Raw genomic sequence first — 24,815 nt, 5'->3', positions numbered from 1 at the left:
GGGCGCGCGCGGGGGGCGGGGGGGGGTGGTTTGTGGGGGGGGCCTTTTCTCTCCTCCCCCCCCCGCGCCCGCCCCCCGCCCCCCCCCCCCCCGCGGGGGGGGGGGGGGGGGGGGGGCCCCCCCGGGGCTCTCGCGCAAGCGCCGCCTCCGCCACCGCCGTCGACCCTCACCCCAACCCTCTCCCCAAGGGGAGAGGGAGCAAGAGGCGCCGATGAAACCCACCGGCCGCGCCACCATCGCCGACGTCGCCGAAGCGGCCGGCGTCTCCAAGGCCACCGTCTCGCGCTTCTTCAACCATCGCGAGCGCCTGCTGAGCCCCGACATCGCCGCGCGCGTCGAGGTCGCGATCGCCAAGCTGGGGTACTCGCCCAGCCCGATGGCGCAGGCGCTGAGCCACGGCCGCTCGCGGCTGGTCGGCCTGATCGTTGCCGACATCACCAATCCCTATTCCGTCGCGGTGCTGCGCGGTGCCGAGAAGGCCTGCCAGGACGCCGGCTACCTCGTGATGCTGTTCAACCTCGGCAACGAGAGCGAACGCGAGCGCGAGGCCATCGACGCGCTGGCGGGCTACCAGGTCGACGGCTTCATCCTCAACACGCTGGGGCGCGGCAGCAACGTGGTCGACGCGGTCACGCTGCACGGCAAACCGGCGGTGCTGGTGGACCGTCGCCATGCGGGCATGCACACCGACTTCGTCTCGCTCGACAACGATGCTGCGATGGCTGCCACCTGCGGCCACCTGGTCGAAGGCGGCTATCGCGAGCTGCTCTACGTCACCGAGCCGCAGAAGGGTGTGAGCTCGCGGCGCGAACGCACGGCTGCCTTCGGTAACTGCGTGGCCGCACACGAGCCGCGCGTGGCGGGCGAGGTGTTCGAGAGCGTGGAAGGCGAGACCGACGCGCTCGACGAGGCCCTGCGAGCGTTGCGCCGGCGCGCCAGGCGCGGCCGCCGCGCGGCGGTGGTCGCGGGCAATGCGGTCGTCACGCTGCGCATTGCGCAGGCGATGGCGCGACTGGGCTGGCAGTTCGGTGCCGACCTCGGCTTCGTGGGTTTCGACGATCCCGAATGGGCCTCGCTCATCGGCCCCGGCCTGAGCACCGTGGCGCAGCCCACCGATGCCATCGGCCGTGCGGCCGCCACATGCCTGATCGAACGGCTGCGGGGGCTGGATGCGCCTGCGCGCCAGCTGCTGCTGCCTGGAGAACTGGTGGTGCGAGGATCTTCGCGGGTCGTCTAGCGTCGAGCTCCGTACGAAGGAAGGTGAGCGGGGCGCATTCCTGGCATCCGCCATTTGGCTGCAGTTGCGCAGCCTGTGTCTGTGTTGGTCGAATGACGACAGAAGCGCTCGATCCAAGAGTCTTCTGGAGCAGCCAGTGGATCGACAGCCCACGACTGCGCGTCGTGCATGCATCGATGGCGCTATCGAGCGGGCAAGAGCCACCGCTCGACACGCGCGCTGTCACGCTGCGCAGGCGTACCTGACAAGGACGTCGGCCTGTGAGAAGGGGTCAGTCTTAGTCGAGTTCGCATCGGCTCCTCTACTAGGTGTTGGGCTCGGGCATCGCATGCATGGCCGATACGCCGTCGATACGCGACGCCCGGGTGGGCGCTGGCGTTCTCAGTTCGCCGATGAGGAATATCTGGTTGTCGGCGTGATGTGTCCGCGAGGACGCATTCCCCAGTTGAAAGAACTCGACAAGCGAAAAGAGCCGGTCCGCCTGGCCCTTGAGGCTCGCCGCAGCGGCCGCCGATTCCTCGACGAGCGCTGAGTTTTCCTGGGTCATCCGCTCCAGTTGTGCCACCACCGAATTGATCTGGTCGATTCCGGCTGCCTGTTCGATCGCGCCTGCGCTGATCTCTCCGACCGTGCTGGAGACGCGTTGAACGCTCTCGACGATCTTGCCCATCGTGGCGCCTGCATCGTTGACCAGCTGGGAGCCCGATCCCACCTTGTCGACCGATGCTTCGATGAGGATCTTGATCTCCTTCGCCGCGACCGCGCTGCGTTGCGCGAGATTGCGAACCTCGCTTGCCACCACCGCGAATCCGCGGCCCTGTTCACCCGCCCTGGCCGCCTCCACGGCGGCGTTCAGCGCCAGGATGTTGGTCTGGAATGCGATGCCGTCGATCGTGCCGATGATGGCTGCGATCTTCTGTGAGCTGCCGTGGATGTCGCGCATGGTCTCGACCACTTCGGAGATGACCTCGCCGCCGCGTACAGCGATCTTCGATGCGGACAACGCCAGCTGGTTCGCCTGAGAGGCGGCCTCGGATGCCGTCTTGACGGTGGAAGTGAGTTCCTCCATCGACGCCGCGGTCCGCTGCAGGCTGCCTGCCGTCTGCTCCGTGCGGCTGGAAAGGTCGGAGTTGCCCGAGGCGATCTGGGCGCTCGCCGTGGCAACGGAGTCACTGCTCTCCCGCATGCCGGTCAGCGTCTTGACGAGGTTGCCGCGCATCGCTGCGAGTGCCCTGAGCAAGTCGCCAACCTCGTCCTTGCTGTCGGAATTCAGGCGCTGGGTGAGGTCTCCGGCCGCCACGGCCTCCGCCAGGCGAACCGCGTCTTTCAGCGGCACCACGATTCCCCGGGCGACGCCCCACGAGAGCAGCACGGCCAGCAGGAAGGCAAGTCCGGTGCCCGAGGCGATCAGCATGGACCCGGTGGTGAACGTCGCGTTGCTCTCTTCTGCCTCGATCTGGGCGCGGTCCTCATTGTGTTTGACCAGCTGGGCCAGCGGCTCCTTCAATGCCAGGAAGGCCTCGCGGGCTTCGCCGTTCAACAGGTTCACGGCGTCGGTACGGCGGTCTTCCTCGACCAGCTTCAGGATCTTGGCATGCGCCGCAGTCCATGCCGGATGCCGCGCCTTCACCCGGTCGTAGATGGATTGCTCGGTCGGATCGCCGATCGAAGCGGGATAAGCCTTGTCGACGGCGTCGTATGCCTTCAGGGTGTCTGCAATGGCACGCTGCGTCTCTGCGGCTTCGCTTGCCGGACTGGTGGCCATGCGGAACTCGAGCATGCGCACCCGGTTGACGGACTCGCTCATCTGGCCCGCATCGCGAACGCTCGCCATGCGCGCGGTCACCATGAAATTGGTCTGGTCATTCAGGCGATTCAAGCGATGGACCGAGAAGACGGCCATCGCGATCATCAGCAGCACGATGCTGAGAAAGGCGATCGCCAGCTTGGTGGAGATTCTGAGATTTCTGAAAGATGGCATGACGATTGAGTCCAGGTTTCGAAGGGAGGTCGGCACGGCATCTGGCGACGCGCCCGTGTCCATTGCTTCTCATCTATCGGCGGCGGAACTCCGCAGCGCACCTGACATATGTCATGGCCGGTGAGGGATTCGAGTGGGATGCCCTGATAACTGTCATCCGGCCCCCGGTGCCCTGCTAGAGTCTTCGCGGTTCGCGCGTTCGCCGCGACAGAGGTGCCCCGCGTGGCCAGGCGGGGGTAATCGGTGGCTCAGGTGGCGACGGCGATGGCGCCGAGGAAGATGGAAAACGGAAACTTCGACCGGCAGACGATGGCCGACGTGCTGATCGTCGAGGACCAGGCGCTCGTGAGTGCCGGTATGCGGGCCCTTCTGCAGAAGGCGGCACCGCATTACCGGGTCCATGAGGAACCCTCCAGCCAAGGGGCGATTGCACGGCTGGCGGCAGGTTCGTTCCAGTTCGTCTTCATCGACATCCACCTTGGATCGGGCGCTTCCGGTCTGGACGTCTTGCGCTTCGTGCGGGAACGCGAAATGCCTTGCCACGTCATCATGCTGTCGGGTGACGATGACCTTGCGACGGTACGTGCCTGCATCTCTCAGGGCGCGTCGGGCTACATCACGAAGGCGGCGGGGGATGGGAGCGTCTTCTCTGCCGCTATTGAGACCGTTCTCGACAACCGGGTCTATCTGCCAGCGTCGATCTTCGAACGCGCTCCCCGCAACGACGCCGCCGCAGGCGCCTACGGCCGTAGCGCCGCCTCCCTGGGGCTGACGCCAAGGCAGTGCGAGGTTCTCTACTACCTGTGCCAGGGCCTGCCCAACAAGGCCATCGCCAACCGCATGGGCATCAGCGAGGGCACCGTCAGAAAAGGCTATGTGTCCGAACTGCTGCGATTCTTCGGCGTGGCCCGGCGCACGGAACTGCTGATCGAGGTGTCTCGCCGAGGGATACGTATTGCCGCAGCGGGCTCGGAGGGGCCGTGACCGCAGCGATCGCGAGACTCCTGCTTCTGCATTGCTTCGGCGCAGGTCTTCTTCGGGCTCTGTGCTGCGCCGCGCTGGCGCTTGTCTGCGGCGCTGCATCGGCGCAGGGCGATCGGGGCACCCTGCCGCTGGCGCCGGAGGTGGGCGTCGAGGGGCACAGATTGCTGCAGGGGGACTACCTGGTCGAAGACGGCGTTCCGCTGTCGTTGTCCGACGTCACCGCGCTCCCCGGGAGTGCCTGGAAGCGCAGGCCCGTGTTTTCCGCCAGCTACGGCTTCGCGACGGCTCCCCATTGGTTCAGAAGCGATCCCTTGACCGCGAGTCCCGACGGATCTGGAACCCTGTTGATCGAGGTGGGTGACCCCTTGCTCGATCACCTCGATCTGTATGTCCGTACCAACGCGGCCGCCCCCTGGACCCGGTGGATGCTCGGAGACAAGCAGGCCTTCGAGCGACGCCCCTACGCCGCACGTAGCTTCGTGGTCCCCGTTACCGTGCAGCCCGGTGACAAGGTCGAGATTCTCGCGAGGGTCCGGACCGGAGGCGCGATGCGCTTTCCCTTGAGCATGTGGGAGCCGCAGCAATTCGAGAAGACCGAACACCAGTCGCTGCTGGCCAACGGTATCTGCATCGGGCTGATGGGTGGCATCTTCCTCTATCACCTCATCGTCTTGCTGCTCGTTCGCGAGCGCATCTATCTGTATTACATCGGCTGGGTCCTGGCGACCGCGGGATTCTTCCTGAGCTACAGCGGTATCGCATTCCAATACGTCTGGCCTCGGGCGACGGCATGGAACGACTGGTCCCAGATCGTTTTTCTCTTTCTCGCGGCCGGGCTGTTCACGTCCTTCGCCATCCAGTTCAATCCCGCGCCCGCCCCGAGGCGATGGCACGCAGCGCCCGTGCTGCTGGCGGTCGCCTTGGCCGTCGGATCGAGCTGGCTGACCTTTCCGCAAGCCATGTGCTTGGCGCTTCTGTTCCAGTTCGCGGGCGCCCTGGTCGGTTTCGGGCTCGCCATCGGCTCCGTCCGGGCCGGCTATCCTTTCGCCCGCATTTTTCTCCTGGCGTTCTCCGGCGTCCTGATCGGCGTTGCCCTGCAGGCGCTGGACATGCTGGGCGTCACGGCGTACTTCGGGGCTTCGATCGATTTCGGGGCGGCAGCCCAGGCGGGCTTGGCCGTCTCGGTCCTGCTGCTCTCGCCGGCGCTGGCTCGCGGCGTCCTCGATGCGCGCCGCCAACGCGCCATTGCGACGGAACTCGCGCAGGCCAACGTCGAACTGGCGGCCTCCACGCGCCTGGCGCAGGAGCGAGCCGAGTTCCAGCTGAAGATCAACGAACGTTTGCGCACGGATGCCGAGCGCCGGGACCGGGACAAGTCCCGATTCCTGGCCAATGCCGTCCACGACTTGCGCCAGCCGCTGCAAGTGATCGGGAATGCACTCGATCTCACCGGCGAAGCGATTCAGGCAGGTCGCACCGACAACGCCCTGGGCCTGGTGCGGATGGCGACCCGTGCAACCGGCAACATGCGGTCCCAACTGACTGCCATCCTGGATCTCTCGAGGCTGGAGTCGGGCTTCGTGCGGGCGCAACTGTCCGACTTCGACCTGATACCGCTGATCCGGGATGCGGTCGAGCAGACCAGAGGCATCGCCCACGCAAGCGGCACCTCCGTCGAATTCGAACCGCTCCTCGACAAGCCGGTCTTCGTGAGAAGCGACCGTCACTTCCTTCAGCGCATTCTGCTGAATCTGATCAGCAACGGCGTGAAGTATCGGTCTGCGCAAGGAGGGCGCCGCAGCCACGTGCGGCTTCTGCTGACGGGGCACGGCAGTCTCACGCGCCTGGCCGTCGAGGACAACGGCCTTGGAATCTCCGAGGAAGCTCTGCGCAGCGCCACCATCTTCAAGCCCTTCTTCCAGTTGAACAGTCGGCATGCGGAGGCGGACGCGGAAATGGAGACGGAGAAGGGCGTGGGTCTGGGGCTGTCCATCGTCTCGGCGATGCTCGGCCTGCTCGACAGCCACAAGCTTTCCATCCAGTCCGAGTTGGGCGTGGGAAGCACCTTCACGCTGGAGATCCCGGCATCTGTCGTCGCGCCGGTCTTCGAAGCCATTCCAGCCGGCGACTTCAAGTCGGCCGGCATCGAGGCGGTACGCGGAAAATACGTCGTGCTGGTCGAGGACGACGAGCTGGTGAGGGCGACGCTCGCCGCGGTCTTCGATGTGCACGGCGTCCTGTACGAAGCGTGGGGATCGATCGAGGAGATGCGGCAACAGTTGCCTTTCATCGAGAGGGCGCCCGACGTCCTGCTGAGTGACTATCGCTTGCCGGATGGAAAGACCGCGCTGGATGCGATCGAGCTGATGCGTGCGCACTGGAGCGACGTGCCCACGCTCATCCTGACCGGGGAGTCGCTGAATTCGTATGCCGTCGCGTCATTGCGAGGCGCTGCGATCTGCTACAAGCCCGTCGCCCCACTCGACCTGCTCCAGCGCATTGCCGCGAGTGCGATGCGAACGGCTGCGCCGTCGAGCTTCGGGGTGTTCTAGCACCGCGCACGCGGCGTTCGTTCACCAACGCGAGGCGCATGAGGCCGCTTCCGCGCGGCATCGGCTCCCTTGCTGGTGCATCGTTCTTCGAGGCCGTCGGGTGCGCGGCGCATGAGGATGGCCGCGCCGCTGCTGCTCCAGCTGCATGAGGCCGCATCGCTCGCTGCAGGACGCCTGAGCGTCACTTCGCGTTCCTGTTCCTTCCTATCGTTTTCCCGAAGATGGTGCGCGCCGCAATGGCGCATGCACCGCGATGTCACGGGAACGCGCGTGGAGGACTATTTTTTAGTTCGCCCGTTGCGAAAAACGGTGCTTGGTGCGCTCGCACCCCGCTTCTAGCATTCGCTCGCCAGCCTCATCGACGCCCGCTGCATCGCAGGCCGGCACACAAGCACAGCCGAATGCCTTCACCTCATCGCATCGAAGAAAAGGAATCCGCCATGGCCCATCTCCGCGATCCCGGTCGCCGAAGCCTGCTCAAGACATCTCTCATCGCCGGCGGGCTCTCCGCCGGTGGTCTGCTCTCGGTCGACGCCTTCGCGCAGGGCAAGGCGCGCATCAACATGCAGCTGGGATGGATCGTCGGCGGCAACCAGATCGGGGAGGTGGTCGCCAAGCGCATGGGCTTCTACGAGCAGGAAGGCATCGACTTCGCGATCCAGCCGGGCGGGCCGAACATCGACGGCGTGGCCATCATCGCCTCGGGTCGCTATGAGATCGGGCAGGTGTCGTCGAGCCCGTCGATCATGCTGGCCGTGTCGCAGGGCCTGCCGATCAAGTGCTTCGCGGTCGGCGCGCAGAAGCATCCGTACACCTACTTCTCGCTCGCGAAGAACCCGGTGCGCAAGCCGGCCGACCTGGTGGGCAAGCGCGTGGGCATTCCATCGACGGCGGCCATCCTGCTGCGCGCGCTGCTCGCGAAGAACAAGATCGCCGAGAAGGACGTGAAGGTGGTCACCATCGGCGCCGACATGTCGCCGCTGCTCACGGGGCAGGTCGACGTGGTGACGGGCTGGCTCACCAACACCACCGCCATCAAGGTGCTGGGCCCCGACATCGCCACGCTCACGCAGTGGGACGCGGGCGTGCGCCTGTATGCGCTGCCGTACTACGCATCGACGAAGACGCTGGAGACGCAGCCCAAGGTGATCGAGGCCTTCCTGCGCGCCACCGCCAAGGGCTGGCACCACGCGCGCGCCAACCGCGACCAGGCCGTGGACATGCTGGTCAAGGAGTACCCGAACCTCAAGCGCGACGACGAGCGCGTGGCGCTCGATGCGATGCTCGAATATGCCTTCGGCGGCGCGGCGCAGACCCAGGGATGGGGCGCGATGGACACGGCCGTGTGGCAGGAGCAGATCAACACCTACGCGGAGCTGGGCCAGTTCACCGCGCGCACACCGAAGGTGGAGGACCTGATCTCGCTCGACGCGCTGAAGGCCACCGCCGCAGTGCGGGCCATGAAGGGCTGACGCGCGATGCCCGCCGTTCTCTCCGCTGCGCCGGCCATCGCCTGCCGCGACATCGGCGTGCGCTTCTTCACCGAGCGCCGCGACGTCACCGCCATCAAGAGCCTCGACCTCGAAGTGGCGCAGGGCGAGTTCCTCACCTTGCTCGGACCCTCGGGCTGCGGCAAGTCGACCTTCCTGCGCGTGGTGGCCGACCTGCTGCCGCCCAGCCGCGGCAGCATCGAGGTGCTTTCCTCGACGCCGCAGGCCGCGCGCAAGAACCGCGACATCGGCTTCGTGTTCCAGGACGCGGCGCTCCTGCCCTGGCGCACCGCGCTGCAGAACGTCGAACTGCCGCTGCAGGTGGGCGGCGGAGCGGGGCGCAAGGGCCGCCGCTCGCCGCAGGAGCTGCTGGAGCTCGTGGGGCTGAAGGACCGTATCAACGCCTTTCCGCATGAGATGTCGGGCGGGCAGCGCCAGCGCGTGTCGATCGCACGCGCACTGGCGAGCGACCCGAAGATCCTGCTGATGGACGAGCCCTTCGGCGCGCTCGACGAGATCACGCGCGACCGGCTCAACGAGGAGATCCTGCGCGTGTGGCGCGAGACGGGCGTGACCATCCTCTTCGTCACCCATAGCATCCACGAGGCGGCCTTCCTCGGCCAGCGCGTGCTGATGCTCGCGGCCAACCCGGGGCGCGTTCGCGAGATCGTGCCGGTGGATCTGCCCGCGCAGCGCACGCTCGACGTGCGCGAGACACCCGAGTTCGTCCGGCTCACGAGCCATCTGCGGCGCGTGCTGGAAACCTGTTGAGGCCGAGGTCATGAATACACGTTCCATCGATACGGCCGTGCCCGGCACAACGGGCGCGCTCGGTGCGCCGGCTGCATCGGCCGATCCCGAGTACGTCGCCTGGGCCGCCGCGCGGCAGAAGCGCATCTGGCGCAGGCGCATCCTTCCGGCGCTGGGCATCGTCGGCCTCATCGCGCTCTGGTGGCTGGTGATCGTCGCCTTCGGGGTCAAGCCCTTCATCGCGCCCACGCCATGGGCGGTGCTGGAGACGCTCTACGCCAAGCGCGACGTGCTGCTCGACAACCTGCTGCCCACGGCCTTCGAGGCGGCCGGCGGCTTCGTGCTGGGCAACCTCGCGGCCATCGTCGTCGCGACCATCTTCGTGCACAACAAGACGCTGCAGGACATCTTCTTCCCCGTGGTGCTGATGTTCAATGCCGTGCCGCTGGTGGCGAAGGCGCCCGTGCTGGTGCTCATCATGGGCAACGGCGTGGAGCCCAAGATCACCATCGCCGCCCTGGTGTGCTTCTTCCCCACGCTGGTGAACATGGTGCGCGGGCTGGAGTCGGTGAACCCGCAGGCGATGGAGCTGATGCGGGTGCTCTCGGCCAGCAGGACGGAGATCTTCTTCCGCCTGCGGCTGCTCAACGCGCTGCCCTACCTGTTCTCGGCACTGCGCATCGCGGCGTCGATGTGCGTGATCGGCGCGGTGGTGGGCGAGTGGGTGGGCGCCACGGTCGGCATCGGCGCAATGATCCTGCAGGCCACCTTCAACTTCGACTCGCCGCTGCTCTACGCCGCGATCGTGATGAGCGCGACGCTCTCCGGCCTGTTCTTCCTGCTGGTGACGCTGGCGGAGCGCTGGGTCATCCGCTGGCAGCCGGAAGAGGGCGCGCACTGAGTTCGCAGTGAACACGACAGGCGACCGGCGGGCGACGGACCCGGCCGGCGCATTCCAGACACATCCAAACATTTCAAACAGGAGATCTCTATGAGCCGTATTGGCGACTGGATGCAGGAGCCCGCGCACGACGTGCGCGTGGCAGCCGAATCGGACGTGGTGGTGGTCGGCGGCGGCCCCGCCGGGCAGGCGGCGGCGCTGGCAGCGGCACGCAACGGCGCGAGCGTGACGCTGCTGGAGCGCTACAACCACCTGGGCGGCCTGGCCTCCGGCGGCATGGTGCTGGTGCTGGACGACATGTGGGACAGCCACCAGCAGGAAATCTCGGTGCGCGGCATCTGCCTGGAGATGATCGAGCGCATGTCCGCGCTGGGCCTGGCCGAGTACCCGCGACAGCACGAATGGGGTACGCTGCCCGAGTCGGTGCGGCGCTGGAAGCGCTGGGGCACCTACGACTTCCACAGCAAGACGAAGCCGCACCCCATCTGCTTCGCCGCCGCCTTCGACCCCGACGCATGGAAGCGCACCTCGCTCGAGATGGTGCTGCAGGTCGGCATCGAACTGCGGCTGCACTCCTGGTTCTCGCGCACGCTGGTGGAGGACGGCAAGGTCAAGGGCGTGGTCTGCGAGACCAAGGGCGGGCGCGAGGCCATCCTGGGCAAGGTGGTGATCGACACGACCGGCGACCTCGACGTGGCCGCCTCGGCCGGAGCGCCGCACATCAGCGGCAGCTACATCGTGACCACCGTGTTCCGCCTCGGCGGCGTCGACACCGAGGAGGCCGAGCGCTTCGAGCGCGAGGAGCCCGAGGCCTGGCAGGCACTCGACCGGGAGATCAAGCACATGCTCGGCGGTGCCTGGGAAGCCTGGTGGCTCAAGACGCCGCTGCCGGGCGTGGTGTGGTGCAACTGCCCGCACATGCCGGGCCTCGACGGCCTGAAGGTGAGCGACCTCACACGCGCCGAGGTGCTGGGCCGCGCCACCATCCAGAAGGTGATCGACTTCGTGCGCGCGAAGCTGCCGGGCTTCTCGAAGTGCACGCTGATCGACATGGCGCCGCAGACCGGCATCCGCCAGACCCGCCTGCTCGAAGGCGCGTACGTGATGACCAAGGAGGACGTGGCCCAGCGCACCCGCTTCGAAGACAGCGTGGCGCGAGGGCGCGACTACTACTACCCCTACCGCACGCTGCTGCCGCGCAGCGTCGAGAACCTGCTGGTGGCCGGCCGCCACTACTCGGCCACCTCCGCAGCGCAGAAGATCTCGCGCGAGATCCCGCCGTGCATGGCGATGGGCGAGGCCACGGGCACCGCCGCCGCGCTGGCGCTGGATGCCGGCGTGACGGTGCGCGAGGTCGACATCGCGAAGCTGCAGAAGACACTGCGTGCGCAGGGCGCCGACCCCGGCGACCAGAAGGGGCCGAACGCCGACGTGCCGACCATCGCCCGTTCTTTCACGAAGGAGGCCGCATGAGCACCGGCACCGACGCACTGCCGCTGGACGGCATCCGCATCATCGACTTCACGCAGGTGATGATGGGTCCGGTCTGCACGCAGATGCTGGCCGACCATGGCGCCGACGTCGTCAAGATCGAGCGCAAGGGCGCGGGCGACCTCAGCCGATCGACCTTCGCGCCGGTGGCCGGCGAGGACAACCCGATCTTCTGCAGCCTCAACCGCAACAAGCGCAGCGTGGAGATCGACCTGCGCGACGCCGCGCAGATGGACTTGGTGAAGGCGCTCATCGCCGGTGCCGACGTGGTCACCAACAACTTCCGCGCCGGCGTGATGGAGCGGCTGGGCCTGGGCTACGAAGACTGCAGGCGGCTGAACCCGCGCATCATCTACGCCGTGGGCACCGGCTACGGCGAGACCGGCCCCTACGCCCACAAGGGCGGGCAGGACGTGCTGGCGCAGGCGCTCACCGGCGTGATGGCGCGGCGCGCCGATGCATCTGTTCCGGTGTCGATCTACCCGACTGCGCTGGCCGACTACACCGCCGGCATGCACATGGTGCAGGGCATCCTGCTGGCGCTGCTGCAGCGCGAGCGCACGGGCGAGGGGCAGAAGATCTCGGTGTCGCTCTACAACTCCATGCTGGCCATGCAGATGCAGGAGGCGGCCATGGTGATGATGGAGGACTCCGAGGTGAACTGGGCCGCCATGCCGCTGTCTGGCGTGTTCGACACGCGGACCGGGCCGCTGGTGCTGGTGGGCGCCTTCAAGGCGAACCCGCTGCGCGACATCTGCACCGCGCTGGGCATCGACGACCTCTCGCTCGACGCGCGCTACGCCACGCTCTCGGCGCAGTTCGAGAACAAGGCCGCGCTGCACGCCATCTTCCGCGAGCGCTTCGCAAGCGATACCCGCGAGCACTGGCTTGCGAAGCTGGAAGAGCAGGACCTGCTCTCGGCCCCGGTGCGCGACATGCGCGAGGCGCTGGTCGACCCGCAGACGCTGCACAACGCAATGATCCTGGAAGGCGGCACGCCCTCGGGCCGTGCGCTGAAGTTCATCGGGAGCCCCATCCACATGTCGGGCGCCAGGGCCGGCCTGCGCCGGGCACCGCCCCGGCTCGGGCAGCACACGGCCGAGGTTCTCGCCGAGGCGCGCGCGCTGATCGAGGAGGCCGGCGCATGAGCGTTTTCCTCGAAGTCGCGGCCCATGTCGCGACGGTCACCATCGACCGGCCCGAGGTGCTCAATGCCGTTGACCTGCCAACCGAGGCAGAGCTGCAGCGCATCTGGAGCGAGATCGAGTCGCGCGACGACATCCGCGCCGTGGTGCTCACCGGCGCCGGAGAGCGCGCCTTCTGCGCCGGCGCCGACCTGAAGAACACCCCCAGCCTCAAGGGCGTGGAGTACTGGGCGGCGGCGCGTCCCGGCGGTTTCGGCGGCATCGCGCTGCGCGAGACGCTGGACGTGCCGGTGATCGCCCGAGTCAACGGCCTTGCCCTGGGTGGCGGCTTCGAGATGGTGCTGGGCTGCGACATCGTGGTGGCCTGCGAGGAGGCCAGCTTCGGCCTGCCCGAACCGCTGGTGGGGCGGCTGCCGCTGGACGGCGGCATGCTGCTGCTGCAGCGGCAGATTCCCTACCGCCAGGCCATGGGCATGATGCTCACCGGCCAGCGCGTGAAGGCGCAGCGCGCGCTGGAGATGGGCCTGGTCAACGAGGTGGTGCCCCGCACGGAGCTCGATGCGGCCGTCGACCGCTGGGTGCAGCAGATGCTGGCCTGCGCACCGCTGTCGCTCAAGGCCATCAAGCAGGTGGTGCGGCGCACCGGCACCCTGGCGCCGGCCGAGGCGCATCGCATGCGGCTGCCGGCGCTGGTGGCGGCGCTGCAGTCGCAGGACGCCGACGAGGGTGTGCTGGCCTTCCAGCAGAAGCGCAAGCCGCAGTGGCTGGGCCGCTAGACCGGCCCGCCAGCGAAGGTGCATGCCATGCCCCACGTCATCACCGGTGCCTGCATCGACGTCAAGGACGGCGCCTGCGTCAAGTGCTGTCCTGTCGATTGCATCTACGAAGGCGCGCGCACTCTGTACATTCACCCGGATGAATGCATCGACTGCGGCATTTGCGTGTCGGCCTGCCCCACGCAGGCGATCTACGAAGACCTTCGGCTGCCGCCCGAAATGGCACATTTCGCGGCCATCAACCGCGACTTCTTCGCCGCCGCGGTCAGCGGGCTGGGATCGCCCGGTGGGGCGGCGGACGCCGGCCCCGTGGCCTGCGACCACCCCGCCATCGCAAAGGAGGGCGCGCGGCTGGCCGGATGAGCCCCGGGCCACGCGCATGTGCATGCGTATGTGCATGCGCGGGAGGACCGGCTGATGCACGCCAGCATCCTCAAGTACTTCATCGAGGTGGCGAGCTGCGGTTCGGTGCGCAAGGCTTCGGAACGGCTCTACGTGGCCGCCAGCGCGGTCAACCGGCAGATCCACAAGCTCGAGGACGAGCTCGGCGTCGAGCTGTTCGACCGCATGCCCAACGGCCTGCGGCTGAATGCGGCCGGCGAGCGCCTGCTCAAGCACGCGCAGGAGACGCTGCACCAGTACCAGGTGATGCGCACCGAGCTCGATGCGCTCAAGGGCGAGCGCACCGGCCACGTGAAGGTGGCGGCGATGGATTCGTTCTTCGAGGAGCTGCTGCCCTCGGCGGTGGAAGACTTCCTGCAGGTGTTCCCCGCCGTCACATACACCATCACCGCGGTGCAGCCCATGGATGTGCCGCAGATGGTGATGTCGGGCCAGGTGGACGTGGGCATGACCTTCGTGAGCCGGCTGCCGGGCGGCGTGGCGGCGGTGGCGCTGGCGAAGCTGCCCATCGGGCTGGTGATGGCCCCGGGCCACCCGCTGGCCAAACACGCGAGCGTTTCGCTCAAGGAATGCGCGCGCTATCCGTTCCTGCGCTCCAGTTCGCACCCGGTGATCAGCGCCGCGCTGTCGCCCGAGTTCGCATCGTTCTGGGACGACATGGAGCCGGCCGCCACCTGCAACTCGACGCCGATGCTCAAGCGGCTCATCATGGCCGGCAAGGGCATCTCGTGCTTCTCGAAGATCGCCTTCATCGAGGACTTGAAGCGCGGCGACCTGATCTGGCGGCCCTTCGAGCTGCCGGCGCTCGACCAGCTGCAGGTCGGCATCGTGGTGCCGTCGCAGCGCGTGCTGCCGCATGTGACGCAGAACTTCGTCGGCCGCATGGCGCGGCGGCTCGCCCAGCTCGAAGTCGCAGCCGCCGCCGTGTGAGCGCGGCTGGAACGACCTGAAGGACGAGGCGTTGCCGGGCGCGGGCATCGGCGCGGTGGTGGGCGACGCGCATGCCGGCAGCCTGCGTCCCGTCGTCGAGACGCATCGCCGTGGCGAGACAGGCGCGGCGTTCTTGCGCTGACAGAGCTGGCTGCGCTGGCTGCGCTGGCTGCGTCAGCTGTGGTCGACGTAGCCGCCGAGCCTGCCGCAGTGCAGGCAGCCGAAGACGAACACCGCGAAGCTGCGCTCGCCCGAGGGCGTGTCCAGCAGCGACTGCCAGCCTTCGCCGGGTTCCAGGCGAACCGCCTCGCAGGTCTCGCGCACGAAGTCGGCGGCGTTTTCCGATGCGAGCAGCGTCCGGTCGACATGCTCGATCTCGCCGAGGAAGCGGGCCGCGTCGTTGCAGTGCGCCCACCATTGCTCCTGCTGCCAGCTGAAGAAGCTGGGCGTGCGCTGCGACACCTCCTCGATGATGGGCGAGGGCAGCTCGACCTCGCCCATGCCCACGCCGGCTGCGTCGTTGAATTCGCCGTCGAACTTCGCCGCCGCCGAGCCGTCGGCGATGCACCATGGGCAGAAGTGCGATTCGCTGCCGACGGCGTAGAAGCTGCCGCCGTAGATGTAGCCGGTGGCCTTGCCGCAGCACTCGCAGGTTTCGCTCGAAACGCGCATCACGCCCGATTCGAACGGGTCGGCGTAGTAGCGGAACACGGGCAGCGCTCGTGCGGGGTCGGGCTGTACGGCTTCGGGAATGCGGTCCTGGTCGATGGCCGCCTGCAGGTCGGCTGCGTAGGGCGCACACCACTGGCTGGTGAAGGCGTCGAACAGGAAGACCTGGTCGGAGATGGCACCGCTCGCCTCGTCGCGCAGCACCAGCAGCTGGCGCGCCAGCGTGTAGTCGTGCGCGATGCTGATGCCGTGGCGCGGAAAGCGCTCGTCCTTCAGCGCCAGCTTCGTGTAGTGGACGATGTCCTCGCCGGTGCGCTTCATCTGCTTGCGGTCGGTGGCGTCGAACACGGGGTGGAGCTGCCATTCGCAGTCGCGATTGCGCGGATCGCCGAACCTGCCGCCGTTGCTCGTCGCAAAGCAGGCCCTGAGAACCGGCGGCAAGGCAGCGCCGAGCTTGGCTTCGAGCGCGCGCAGGGCGCTCTCTGGGGCGGGCGGTGGCGGAACGTGTCTGGACATGCGTGAGGGCCCGGAAGAGAAAAGGCCCGACGGCCATCGCCGTCAGGCCTCTTGCATGGGGTGCCGCGGATGCGGCCGGTTGCGGGTGTGCGCGTGGATGTGCGCGGATGTGCGCGGATGTGCGAGCTTCAGCCGATCTCGGCGATCAGCTCGATCTCCACGCAGGCGCCCAGCGGAATCTGTGCCACGCCGAAGGCGCTGCGCGCATGCGCGCCCTTCTCGGGGCCGAAGACTTCGGCGAAGAACTCGCTCGCGCCGTTGGTCACGAGGTGCTGCTCGGTGAAGGTGCCGACCGAGTTGACCAGGCTCATCACCTTGACGATGCGCTTGACCTTGTTCAGGTCGCCCACGGCCGCGTGCAGCGTGCCCAGCAGGTCGATGGCGATGGCGCGTGCGGCCTGCTTGCCTTCCTCGGTGCTGATGTTGGCGCCGAGCTGGCCGGTCCAGACCTTGCCGTCCTTCTTGGCGATGTGGCCCGAGAGGAACACGAGGTTGCCGGTCTGCACGAAGGGCACGTACGCGGCGGCGGGTGCGGCGACGGGCGGAAGGGTGATGCCGAGGCTGGAAAGTTTGTCGTAGACGCTCATTGGGACTCCTTGTCTTGGGAAGGCGATTGTGTCTGTGTTTGCGGCAGGCCCTCGACCACTTCCCCCACCGGCTGCACGGTCACGCCGACGCTCAGCGTGTGCCTTGCGCCGCCATGCAGTACGCCGCGCATCGGCGAGACGTCGGAGTAGTCGCGGCCGATGGCCAGCGTGACGTAGTCCTCGCCGGGCTGTCGGCCGTTGGTGGGGTCGAAGTCGACCCAGTCGCCGGGGCTGCCGCCGGTGCCGTCGTCCTCGCCGGGCAGGTACACCGACACCCAGGCATGCGAGGCGTCGGCGCCCACCAGTCGGGGCTGGCCGGGCGGTGGCTGCGTCAGCAGGTAGCCGCTGACGTAGCGCGCGGGCAGGCCCATGGTGCGGAAGCACGCGATCATGATGTGGGCGAAGTCCTGGCACACGCCCTTGCGCTGCGCGAGGGCCTCGACGGCGGGGGTGTTGATCTCGGTGCTGTCGGCGTCGTAGATGAAGTCTTCGTAGATGCGCGTGGTCAGGTCCATCGCCACGTCGAAGGCGGCGCGCCCGGGCACGAAGCTGGCGCGGGCATAGGCGGCGAAGTCGTCGTGGCGCGGCACGTAGGGCGAGGGAAAGACGAACTCCGACGCCGCGTCGAAGGTGGCGTCCTTGCGGAAGCGGAAGCGCTCTCGCACGGCCTCCCAGGGCAGGTCGCGCGCCACGGCGGGCGAGAGCACGGGCTGCGAGGTCTCGACCACGCTCTCGGCCGTGACCACCAGCCGGTCGTGCGTGGCCTCGAGCGCGAAGAAGGCACGCGCGTTGCCGTACAGGTCGGCCTGCTCGCTGCGCTGTGCCGGCGCGGGCTCGATGGAGAGCTTGTGGCTCACGAGCTTCTGCGAGCCGGTGACCAGCGGCTTCAGGTGCGCGAGATGCTGCGCCGTCTCGACCGGCGGCGAGTATTCGTAGCGTGTTTCGTGGGTGACGTGCAGCAGCATGGCGAAGCCAGTCGGGTGAGTGCGTCGCTCTGGCCGCCTACTTCGACTCTGCGCCGAAGTACGAGGCGTAGATCTTCGCGTAGGTGCCGTCGGCGCGGATCGCCTCGAGGCCCTGGTTGATCTTGGCGAGCAACTCGGCGTTGCCCTTCTTCACGGCGATGCCGTACTTCTCGACCGGGAAGCTGGTGTCGCTCACCGTCTTGAAGCCGCCGGCGGTGTTGTTGGCGAGGTAGTGCACCACCACGCCGTTGTCGGCCACCACGGCCTGCACGCCGCCGGCTTCCAGTTCCTTGAGCGCCAGCGGCGTCGACTCGAAGCGCTTGATGGCGGTGCTCGACTTGCCCAGCAGCTTGCCCACCACCTCGTCGCCGGTGGTGCCGTTCTGCACGCCGACCTTCAGGGGCTTGAGGTCCTCGAAGCTGTTGATGGGCGCGTCGTTGCGCACGGCGATGAGCTGGCGCGCGTCGAAGTAGGGCTGCGAGAAGTCCATCGTCTGGCGGCGCTCGTCGGTGATGGTGATGGCCGACACCAGCAGGTCACGGTCGCCCTGGGCGAGCGAGTTGAAGATGCCTTCCCACGGCGTGTTGACGAACTTCACCTCGAAGCCGGCCTTCTGCGCGACCGCCTTCACCACCTCGATGTCGAAGCCCACGATCTCGCCCCGGTCGTTCTGCGACTCGAAGGGCGTGTAGGCGGCGTCGGTGCCCACCACCAGCACGCGCGCTGCTGCCGGCGGGGCCGCGGCAGCGGCCGGCGCCGATGCGGGCTCCTGCTTGCCGCAGCCGGCGATGGCCAGGGCCGCGAAGACGCTCGCGGTGGCGAGTGCGAAGCGGCGGTTGATGGTGATATGGCGAGGCATGGCGGTGGTTCTCCTTGAACTTATTGTGGAACGCCGCGGAACCGGCTTTGCCGGGCCGCAGGCGTTGCCCCCGGCGAGGGGGTGTGCGTAGCGACACGAAGTGCGCGAAGCATGGGGGAGTACCTGTTCAGGCGCCGACCGAGCGCAGCGACTCGGAGGTCAGCGTGAAGTAGCGCGTGCCGATGGCGTCGGACACGTGGTAGGCCGCCGTCTCGCAGCCGGCGAGCAGCTTCACGAGCTCCGGGTAGTCGGCGTCGGGCCCGGCGGCGCAGAGGTGTTCGAGCGTCCAGCCGGACGGATCGGGCAGCTCGTACGAAAGGGCCGTCAGCTTGCCCGGCGCGCTGCCGGCCAGCCGCGCGATGCGCCCGCGCAGGGTCTGCGTGACCCAGGCCAGCGAGCGCGGGTTCTCGGCGTCGAGCACCAGCAGGTCGACCATGGTGGCGACGTCGCGGCGCTGCTGGTAGCGGGCGTGGAAGGTGATGGTGCTGTCGAAGAGGGCCACCATGGCCTCGAAGCCGCTCACCTCGTGCACCGCGCCGTTGTCGAAGCCGGCCTCCAGCGCATTCGCGAGGAAGCCCAGCCGCTCGATGTGGCGGCCGATGGACAGGAGCCGCCAGGCGTCGTCGCGCGTCATGCGGTCGGTCTGCGCGCCGGTCATGGCGGCGAGGGCGTTGCTGGCGGATTCGAGGGCGCGCAGCGCAGCGCTGGCGGCGAAGCTGCCTTCGTCGGCCTGCTCGGCGCAGCGGCGCAGGAAGTCGGCCTCGGTGCGCACGATCTGGTTCCAGGTGTCCTGCGAGAGCCGCTCGCGCACCGCGGCCGCGGCCTGCCGGATGCAGCGCAGGCTGAAGCCCACGCTGCCGCCGCGCGCCACGTCGCCCAGCTCGGCGATGAGCGCGCGCTCGAACACGCGTCGCGACTGCGGCGCGCTCGGCACGCCGGCGGGCACCAGCGCATTGCGCAGCGCCATGCGGTGCAGCCATTCGAGCAGCGGGCGTGAGGACTGGTCTTCGCTGCCCAGCAGGCTCAGCGTCAGGCGGGCCAGGCGCACCGCGTTCTCGGCACGCTCGGTGTAGCGGCCCAGCCAGAACATGTTCTCGGCCGCGCGGCTGGTGACCGGCGCGCGATGCCGCGCGAGCGATGCCGGCGTGCTGTGCGGCTGCAGCAGCGTGGTTCGGTCGACCTCTCCGTGCGTCTGCACCCACACGTCGGCACTGCTGCCGCCGCGCTGCATCGAGGCGAACTGCGCGTCGGGCTCGGTGAGCCGCGCCAGGCCGCCGGGCAGCACGCGCCACGACTGCGCGCCGTCGCTCACCGCGAACACGCGCAGCATCACCGCGCGCGGCGCGATGTGGCCCGGGCCGAGGTCGTTGGCCCAGGTGGGCATCTGCGACAGCGGCATGTAGCCCTGCACGGTGTGGACGTCGCCCTCGCGCACGATGCGGCCGGCCCATTCGTCGAGCTCGCGCCGGCCGAGGTGGCTGCCGAGCACGGCGTCGAAGCTCGCGCGGCCGTCGAAGCCGGGGTAGGTGGGCTTGATGGCGCAGTCGCCCAGCTGCGGCAGCACCGATTCGAGCGCGGCGCGCTCGCCGCACCACCAGGTGGGCAGGGCGGGGAGCATGAGCTTCTCGCCGATCAGCCGGCGCGCCAGCCCGGGCAGGAAGCCCAGCAGCGCGGGCGATTCGAGGAAGGCCGAGCCCGGCATGTTGGCCACCAGCACGTTGCCGGCGCGGATGGCCTGCAGCAGGCCGGGCACGCCGAGCGTGGAGTCGGGGCGCAGCTCCAGCGGGTCGAGGAACTGGTCGTCCAGCCGCTTGATGAGGCCGTGCACCGGGCGCAGCCCCTGCAGCGTCTTCAGGTAGAGCCGCTGGTCGCGCACCGTGAGGTCGCTGCCCTCGACCAGCGTGACGCCGAGGTAGCGCGCGAGGTAGGCGTGCTCGAAGTAGGTCTCGTTGTACGGGCCGGGCGTGAGCAGCGCGATGTGCGGCGGCACGCCGGCCGGGCACATGCGCTGCAGGCCTTCCATCATGGCGCTGTAGGTGGCGGCCAGCCGCTGCACGTGCAGCGCCTCGAAGGCCTGCGGAAACTGCCGCGTGATGGCGAGGCGGTTCTCCAGCAGGTAGCCCAGGCCCGAGGGCGCCTGCGTGCGCTGGGAGACGACCCACCAGTTGCCGTCTGGGCCGCGCGCCAGGTCGAAAGCGGCGATGTGCAGCCAGGTGTCGCCCGGCGGCTTCACGCCGTGCAGCGCGCGCAGGTAGCCGGGGTGGCCGCGTACTAGCGCGGGGGGAATGAGGCCCTCGGCCAGCAGCTGCTGGGGGCCGTAGGCGTCGGCCATCACGCGGTCGAGCACGCGCACGCGCTGCAGCACGCCGGCCTCGATCCGGCTCCAGCTCTCCGGCGAGACGATCAGCGGGAACAGGTCGAGCGACCAGGGCCGCTGCGGGCCGTTGGCGTCTGCGTACACGTTGTAGGTGACGCCGTTGTCGCGGATCTGCCGCTCCAGGCTGGCCGCGCGACGGGGCAGGTCGTTGAAGCCGCCCGGGCCCAGCTGCTCGAAGAAGGCGTTCCAGGCCGGGGTGAGCGGCGGTGGCTCGCCGGAGGCCTGTGTCTGCGCCTGGGATTGCGACTGGGTGGTCGGCTGCGTGGGTGACTGCGAATTGGGCTGCGCCTGGGATTGGGACTGCGACTGGCCCGCCGCGGCATCGTAGAGCTGCGGGGCGGCCGGGGCTGGGGCCGTTGTCGAAGGCCCGGGCGCCGGCCGGAGCGGCGCCGCCGGCGTGGCCAGCCCGCGCATTTCGTCGAAATGGCCGGGCAGGGCGGGCGGGGCGAGCGCCGACGCCAGGGCCGCCGGAAACTCCAGTGCCTGGGCGTCGAACAGGGATTCGTTCAAAGGTTCCACAGGGGGGTAATTGTCACACTGCCGTCACGGGGGGCGTTCGGGCAGTGTGACGGATGTCCCCTCAGCGCCGCAGATCGAGCGTGAACGGGAATTCGCGGCTGCCCGGCAACTCGATGGTGGCCGGCGGCGTGCGCAGCAGGCCGGGGGTGTGGCCGGTGCGGGTGAAGCGCGAATGGCGGCGGCTTTCGGCCTCGTAGGCATTGACCGGGAAGGTCTCGTAGTTGCGCCCGCCCGGGTGGGCCACGAAGTACTGGCAGCCGCCCAGCGAGCGCTTCATCCAGGTGTCGACCAGGTCGAAGGTCAGCGGTGCATGGGCCTTGATGCTCGGGTGCAGCGACGAAGGCGGGTTCCAGGCCTTGTAGCGCACGCCGGCCACGAATTCGCCGGTCACGCCCGTGGGCTGCAGCGGCAGCACCTTGCCGTTGACGGTGACGACGTGGCGGCTCTCGTTGAGGCCGGTCACGCGCACTTCGATGCGCTCCAGCGACGAATCCACATAGCGCACCGTGCCGCCGACCGCGCCTTCCTCGCCCATCACGTGCCAGGGCTCGAGCGCATTGCGCAGCGACAGCTCCACGCCCATCGCCTGAACCTGGCCCACCAGCGGGAAGCGGAACTCGAAGTGCGGCGCGAACCAGTCGGGATCGAAGGCGAAGCCGGCCTGGCGCATCTCGCTGATGACGTCGTCGAAGTCCATCTTCACGAAGGTCGGCAGCAGGAAGCGGTCGTGCAGCTCGGTGCCCCAGCGGGTGACGGGCGCCTTGTAGGGCTCGTCCCAGAAGCGGGCCACCAGCGCGCGGATCAGCAGCTGCTGCGCGATGCTCATGCGTGCGTGCGGCGGCATCTCGAAGGCGCGCAGTTCCAAGAGGCCGAGGCGGCCGGTGCTGGAGTCGGGCGAGTAGAGCTTGTCGATGCAGAACTCGCTGCGGTGCGTGTTGCCCGTGACGTCGATCAGGATGTTGCGCAGCGTGCGGTCGACCAGCCAAGCCGGCATGTTCTGGCCGTAGATCTCGCGGTTCTTCGCGATCTCCTTCAGCGCGATCTCCAGCTCGTAGACCTGGTCGTTGCGCGCCTCGTCCACGCGCGGCGCCTGGCTCGTCGGGCCGATGAACATGCCCGAGAACAGGTAGCTCAGCGACGGATGGTTGTGCCAGTACAGCAGCAGGCTGGCCAGCAGCTCGGGCCGGCGCAGGAAGGGGCTGTCGGCCGGCGTCGCGCCGCCCAGCACGAAGTGGTTGCCGCCGCCGGTGCCGGTGTGGCGGCCGTCGGTCATGAACTTCTCGGCCGACAGGCGGGTTTCGAAGGCGGCGTTGTAGAGAAACTCGGTGTGGTCGACCAGTTCCTTCCAGTTGTGGGCCGGATGGATGTTGACTTCGATCACGCCCGGGTCGGGCGTGACCTGCAGCAGCTTCAGGCGCGGATCGCGCGGCGGCGGATAGCCTTCCATCACGATGCGCACGCCCAGGTCGCGCGCAGTGGCTTCCACGGCAGCGACGAGGTCGAGGTAGTCCTCCAGGCGCGCAAGCGGCGGCATGAAGACGTAGAGCACGCCCGAGGCGCTGCCCTTCTTCTCGGCGGCGGGGCCGTTGGCGCGGCGCGGGTCGCGCACTTCGACGCACAGCGCGGTGCGGGTGATCCAGTGGGCGGATTCGCCGCGCCGTGGCTGGCGGTTGACCGTCGGATCGACGGAGTTGGCGGTGTCGTTGTCGTCCACGCCATGGCCTTCGCCGTCGCTCGCGGCGCCCGGCGTCTGCATGCGCAGCGAAGAGGGCACGGCGGGCGGTGCGCCGAAGGTATAGGGAACGGCACCCAGCCCCGTCGCGGCGCCGCCGGCATCGCCCGCGGCCATGGCGTAGCGCGCCTGGTAGTCGGCCCCGCTCGGCAGCGCGCCGCGCTGCGCGTTCGGGTCGCGCTCGATCATGTAGGGGTAGTCGCCCTTGCTGGCCCACGGTTGCGAATCGAGCGGCAGGCGGTAGCCCATGGGCGAGTCGCCCGGAATGAGGTAGAGCCGGTCGTCGCGCAGGAACCACGGGCCGGTCTTCCAGGCCGGGCCTTCGAGCGCGGGGGCGTCGCGGTTCGCGTTGCCGGGTTCCAGCGGCAGCATGTAGCCGATCACGGCATCGAGCTTCTGCGTGAACACGCGGCGCAGGCGCATGCGCTCCAGCTCGTCGTCGAGCTTGGAGTCGAAGGGGTCGACGTTCACCGGCAGGCGGCGTTCGCGCCAGAGGTAGTAGTAGATGTCCTCGTAGCCCGGCTGGATGTAGCGCTCGGTCAGGCCGAGCTTCTGCGCGAGCAGGTTGGTGAAGCGGCGCGCGTCCTCGCTCGTGTAGTGCGTGGGAAAGCGCTCGTCGGCGAACAGGTCGGGGTCGTGCCAAAGCGGCTGGCCGTCGGCGCGCCAGAAGATCGACAGTGCCCAGCGAGGCAGCTGTTCGCCCGGGTACCACTTGCCCTGGCCGAAGTGCAGGAAGCCGCCCTTGCCGTATTCGGCGCGCAGCTTGTGCACGAGCTCGGTGGCGTAGCCGCGCTTGGTGGGGCCGAGCGCGTCGGTGTTCCATTCGGGCGCGTCGCGGTCGGTGGTGGCCACGTAGGTAGGCTCGCCGCCCATGGTCAGGCGCACGTCGCCGGCCTTCAGGCGGGCATCCACTGCCTCGCCCAGCGCGAGCACGTCGGCCCACTGGTCTTCGGTGTAGGGCTTGGTGACGCGCGGCGATTCGTAGATGCGCGTGACCTTCATGTCATGGCCGAACTCGACCTCGGATTCGTCGACGCCGCCCTCGATGGGCGCGGCGCTAGAGGGCGTGGGCGTGCAGGCCAGGGGGATGTGGCCCTCGCCGGCCAGCAGGCCCGAGGTGGCGTCGAGGCCGATCCATCCCGCGCCGGGCAGGAACACCTCGCACCAGGCGTGCAGGTCGGTGAAGTCGACCGTGGTGCCGCTCGGGCCGTCGAGCGCCTTCACGTCGGGCGTGAGCTGGATCAGGTAGCCCGAGACGAAGCGTGCGGCCAGCCCGCAGTGGCGCAGCAGCTGCACCAGCAGCCAGCCCGAGTCGCGGCAGGAGCCGCTGCCGTTGGTGAGCGTTTCTTCCGGCGTCTGCACGCCGGGCTCCATGCGGATGAGGTAGTTGACGTCCTTCTGGACCTGCCGGTTCAAACCGACCAGGAAGTCGATGGTGCGCTGCTCCTTGCGGTCGATCTTGTCGAGGTAGGCCTGCAGCAGCGGCGTGACCGGGTCGGCCACGAGGTAGGGAGCCAGTTCCTCGGCCTGCGAGGGCGTGTACTTGAAGGGGAAGTTCTCGGCCTGCGGCTCGAGGAAGAAGTCGAAAGGGTTGTAGACCGCCATCTCGACCACGAGGTCGACGGTGACCTTGAACTCGCGCGTCTTCTCGGGAAACACGAGCCGCGCCTGGTAGTTGGCGAACGGGTCCTGCATCCAGTTGACGAAGTGCTCGGCCGGCTCGACCCGCAGCGAATACGAGATGACGTTGCTGCGGCAATGCGGCGCGGGCCGCAAGCGCACGACCTGCGGGCCCAGCTGCACCAGGCGGTCGTACTTGTAGTGGGTGACGTGGTGTAGAGCGGCGTGAATGGACATGCGTTTTTTTGTGCTGTGCTGGCAGATTGCATCGAGAAGATGTCTCTGGTGAGACGCATACTAGCCGAGATGCTTAGCAATTAACGCGCCATTGA

General features: G+C 68.4%; 19 protein-coding genes. 12 read left to right on the top strand and 7 right to left on the bottom strand.

Features of this window, described 5'->3' with window-relative positions:
- Positions 1-211 precede the first annotated feature (211 nt).
- The gene (locus FHY06_RS33065; RefSeq protein ID WP_184607530.1) at positions 212-1,237 is read left to right on the top strand and encodes a LacI family DNA-binding transcriptional regulator; all 1,026 of its coding nucleotides are present in this window, start codon (positions 212-214) and stop codon (positions 1,235-1,237) included.
- Between the two features lie 92 nt (positions 1,238-1,329).
- Positions 1,330-1,482 carry a hypothetical protein gene (locus FHY06_RS33060; protein WP_184607529.1) on the top strand — a complete coding sequence of 51 codons (153 nt, stop codon included), beginning with the start codon at positions 1,330-1,332 and terminating at the stop codon, positions 1,480-1,482.
- A 59-nt stretch (positions 1,483-1,541) separates the two neighbouring features.
- On the opposite strand, the gene FHY06_RS33055 is transcribed toward FHY06_RS33060, so the two are convergent.
- Positions 1,542-3,218, bottom strand: a complete 1,677-nt coding sequence (locus tag FHY06_RS33055) for a methyl-accepting chemotaxis protein (protein ID WP_221404480.1) — start codon at positions 3,216-3,218, stop codon at positions 1,542-1,544.
- Between the two features lie 279 nt (positions 3,219-3,497).
- Here FHY06_RS33055 and FHY06_RS33050 point away from each other — a divergent pair, with 279 nt between their 5' ends.
- The 10 genes from FHY06_RS33050 to FHY06_RS33005 all read left to right on the top strand — a co-directional run bounded on the left by FHY06_RS33050 (position 3,498) and on the right by FHY06_RS33005 (position 14,639).
- Entirely contained in the window at positions 3,498-4,202 is a 705-nt protein-coding gene (locus tag FHY06_RS33050; RefSeq protein WP_184607527.1) for a response regulator transcription factor, read from the top strand.
- Complete coding sequence (locus FHY06_RS33045) at positions 4,199-6,754, top strand: hybrid sensor histidine kinase/response regulator (protein WP_184607526.1); 2,556 nt, start codon at positions 4,199-4,201, stop codon at positions 6,752-6,754. Before FHY06_RS33050 ends, FHY06_RS33045 begins: the two co-directional genes overlap by 4 nt.
- A 440-nt stretch (positions 6,755-7,194) precedes the next feature.
- The gene (locus FHY06_RS33040; protein WP_184607525.1) at positions 7,195-8,226 is read left to right on the top strand and encodes an ABC transporter substrate-binding protein; all 1,032 of its coding nucleotides are present in this window, start codon (positions 7,195-7,197) and stop codon (positions 8,224-8,226) included.
- A gap of 6 nt (positions 8,227-8,232) precedes the next feature.
- Positions 8,233-9,015: an ABC transporter ATP-binding protein gene (locus tag FHY06_RS33035; RefSeq protein WP_184607524.1), complete on the top strand. Its 783-nt coding sequence runs from the start codon at positions 8,233-8,235 to the stop codon at positions 9,013-9,015.
- A gap of 10 nt (positions 9,016-9,025) precedes the next feature.
- On the top strand, positions 9,026-9,895 hold the full coding sequence (locus tag FHY06_RS33030; protein WP_126184886.1) for an ABC transporter permease: 870 nt from the start codon (positions 9,026-9,028) through the stop codon (positions 9,893-9,895).
- Between the two features lie 90 nt (positions 9,896-9,985).
- Positions 9,986-11,368 (top strand): FAD-dependent oxidoreductase, encoded by a 1,383-nt coding sequence (locus FHY06_RS33025; RefSeq protein WP_184607523.1) that lies wholly within the window; start codon positions 9,986-9,988, stop codon positions 11,366-11,368.
- A complete protein-coding gene (locus FHY06_RS33020; protein WP_019656018.1) occupies positions 11,365-12,534 on the top strand; it encodes a CaiB/BaiF CoA transferase family protein in 1,170 nt (389 codons plus the stop codon). Before FHY06_RS33025 ends, FHY06_RS33020 begins: the two co-directional genes overlap by 4 nt.
- Positions 12,531-13,307: an enoyl-CoA hydratase-related protein gene (locus tag FHY06_RS33015; protein WP_184607522.1), complete on the top strand. Its 777-nt coding sequence runs from the start codon at positions 12,531-12,533 to the stop codon at positions 13,305-13,307. The genes FHY06_RS33020 and FHY06_RS33015 overlap by 4 nt, the downstream gene beginning before the upstream one ends.
- Before the next feature lie 27 nt (positions 13,308-13,334).
- Complete coding sequence (gene fdxA, locus FHY06_RS33010) at positions 13,335-13,670, top strand: ferredoxin (protein ID WP_132800682.1); 336 nt, start codon at positions 13,335-13,337, stop codon at positions 13,668-13,670.
- 54 nt (positions 13,671-13,724) lie between these two features.
- Positions 13,725-14,639 carry a LysR family transcriptional regulator gene (locus tag FHY06_RS33005; protein ID WP_019656021.1) on the top strand — a complete coding sequence of 305 codons (915 nt, stop codon included), beginning with the start codon at positions 13,725-13,727 and terminating at the stop codon, positions 14,637-14,639.
- 174 nt (positions 14,640-14,813) lie between these two features.
- Here FHY06_RS33005 and FHY06_RS33000 read toward each other — a convergent pair whose 3' ends face one another.
- The 6 genes from FHY06_RS33000 to FHY06_RS32975 form a co-directional block, all read right to left on the bottom strand.
- A complete protein-coding gene (locus FHY06_RS33000) occupies positions 14,814-15,824 on the bottom strand; it encodes a CbrC family protein (RefSeq protein ID WP_184607521.1) in 1,011 nt (336 codons plus the stop codon).
- Positions 15,825-15,952: 128 nt separating this feature from the next.
- The gene (locus FHY06_RS32995; RefSeq protein ID WP_019656024.1) at positions 15,953-16,411 is read right to left on the bottom strand and encodes a RidA family protein; all 459 of its coding nucleotides are present in this window, start codon (positions 16,409-16,411) and stop codon (positions 15,953-15,955) included.
- Positions 16,408-17,376 (bottom strand): transglutaminase family protein, encoded by a 969-nt coding sequence (locus FHY06_RS32990; protein ID WP_132800688.1) that lies wholly within the window; start codon positions 17,374-17,376, stop codon positions 16,408-16,410. Before FHY06_RS32990 ends, FHY06_RS32995 begins: the two co-directional genes overlap by 4 nt.
- A gap of 37 nt (positions 17,377-17,413) precedes the next feature.
- On the bottom strand, positions 17,414-18,235 hold the full coding sequence (locus FHY06_RS32985) for a basic amino acid ABC transporter substrate-binding protein (protein ID WP_132751530.1): 822 nt from the start codon (positions 18,233-18,235) through the stop codon (positions 17,414-17,416).
- 127 nt (positions 18,236-18,362) lie between these two features.
- Entirely contained in the window at positions 18,363-21,131 is a 2,769-nt protein-coding gene (locus tag FHY06_RS32980) for a circularly permuted type 2 ATP-grasp protein (protein WP_184607520.1), read from the bottom strand.
- 61 nt (positions 21,132-21,192) lie between these two features.
- Positions 21,193-24,720, bottom strand: a complete 3,528-nt coding sequence (locus FHY06_RS32975; RefSeq protein WP_184607519.1) for a transglutaminase family protein — start codon at positions 24,718-24,720, stop codon at positions 21,193-21,195.
- Positions 24,721-24,815: the final 95 nt, after the last annotated feature.

The organism is Variovorax atrisoli (assembly GCF_014195185.1).
In the GTDB taxonomy this organism is placed as follows: Bacteria; Pseudomonadota; Gammaproteobacteria; order Burkholderiales; family Burkholderiaceae_C; genus Variovorax; species Variovorax atrisoli.
Note: the sequence above shows the minus strand (reverse complement) of the source record. Positions and strands in the feature narration are given on the sequence as shown.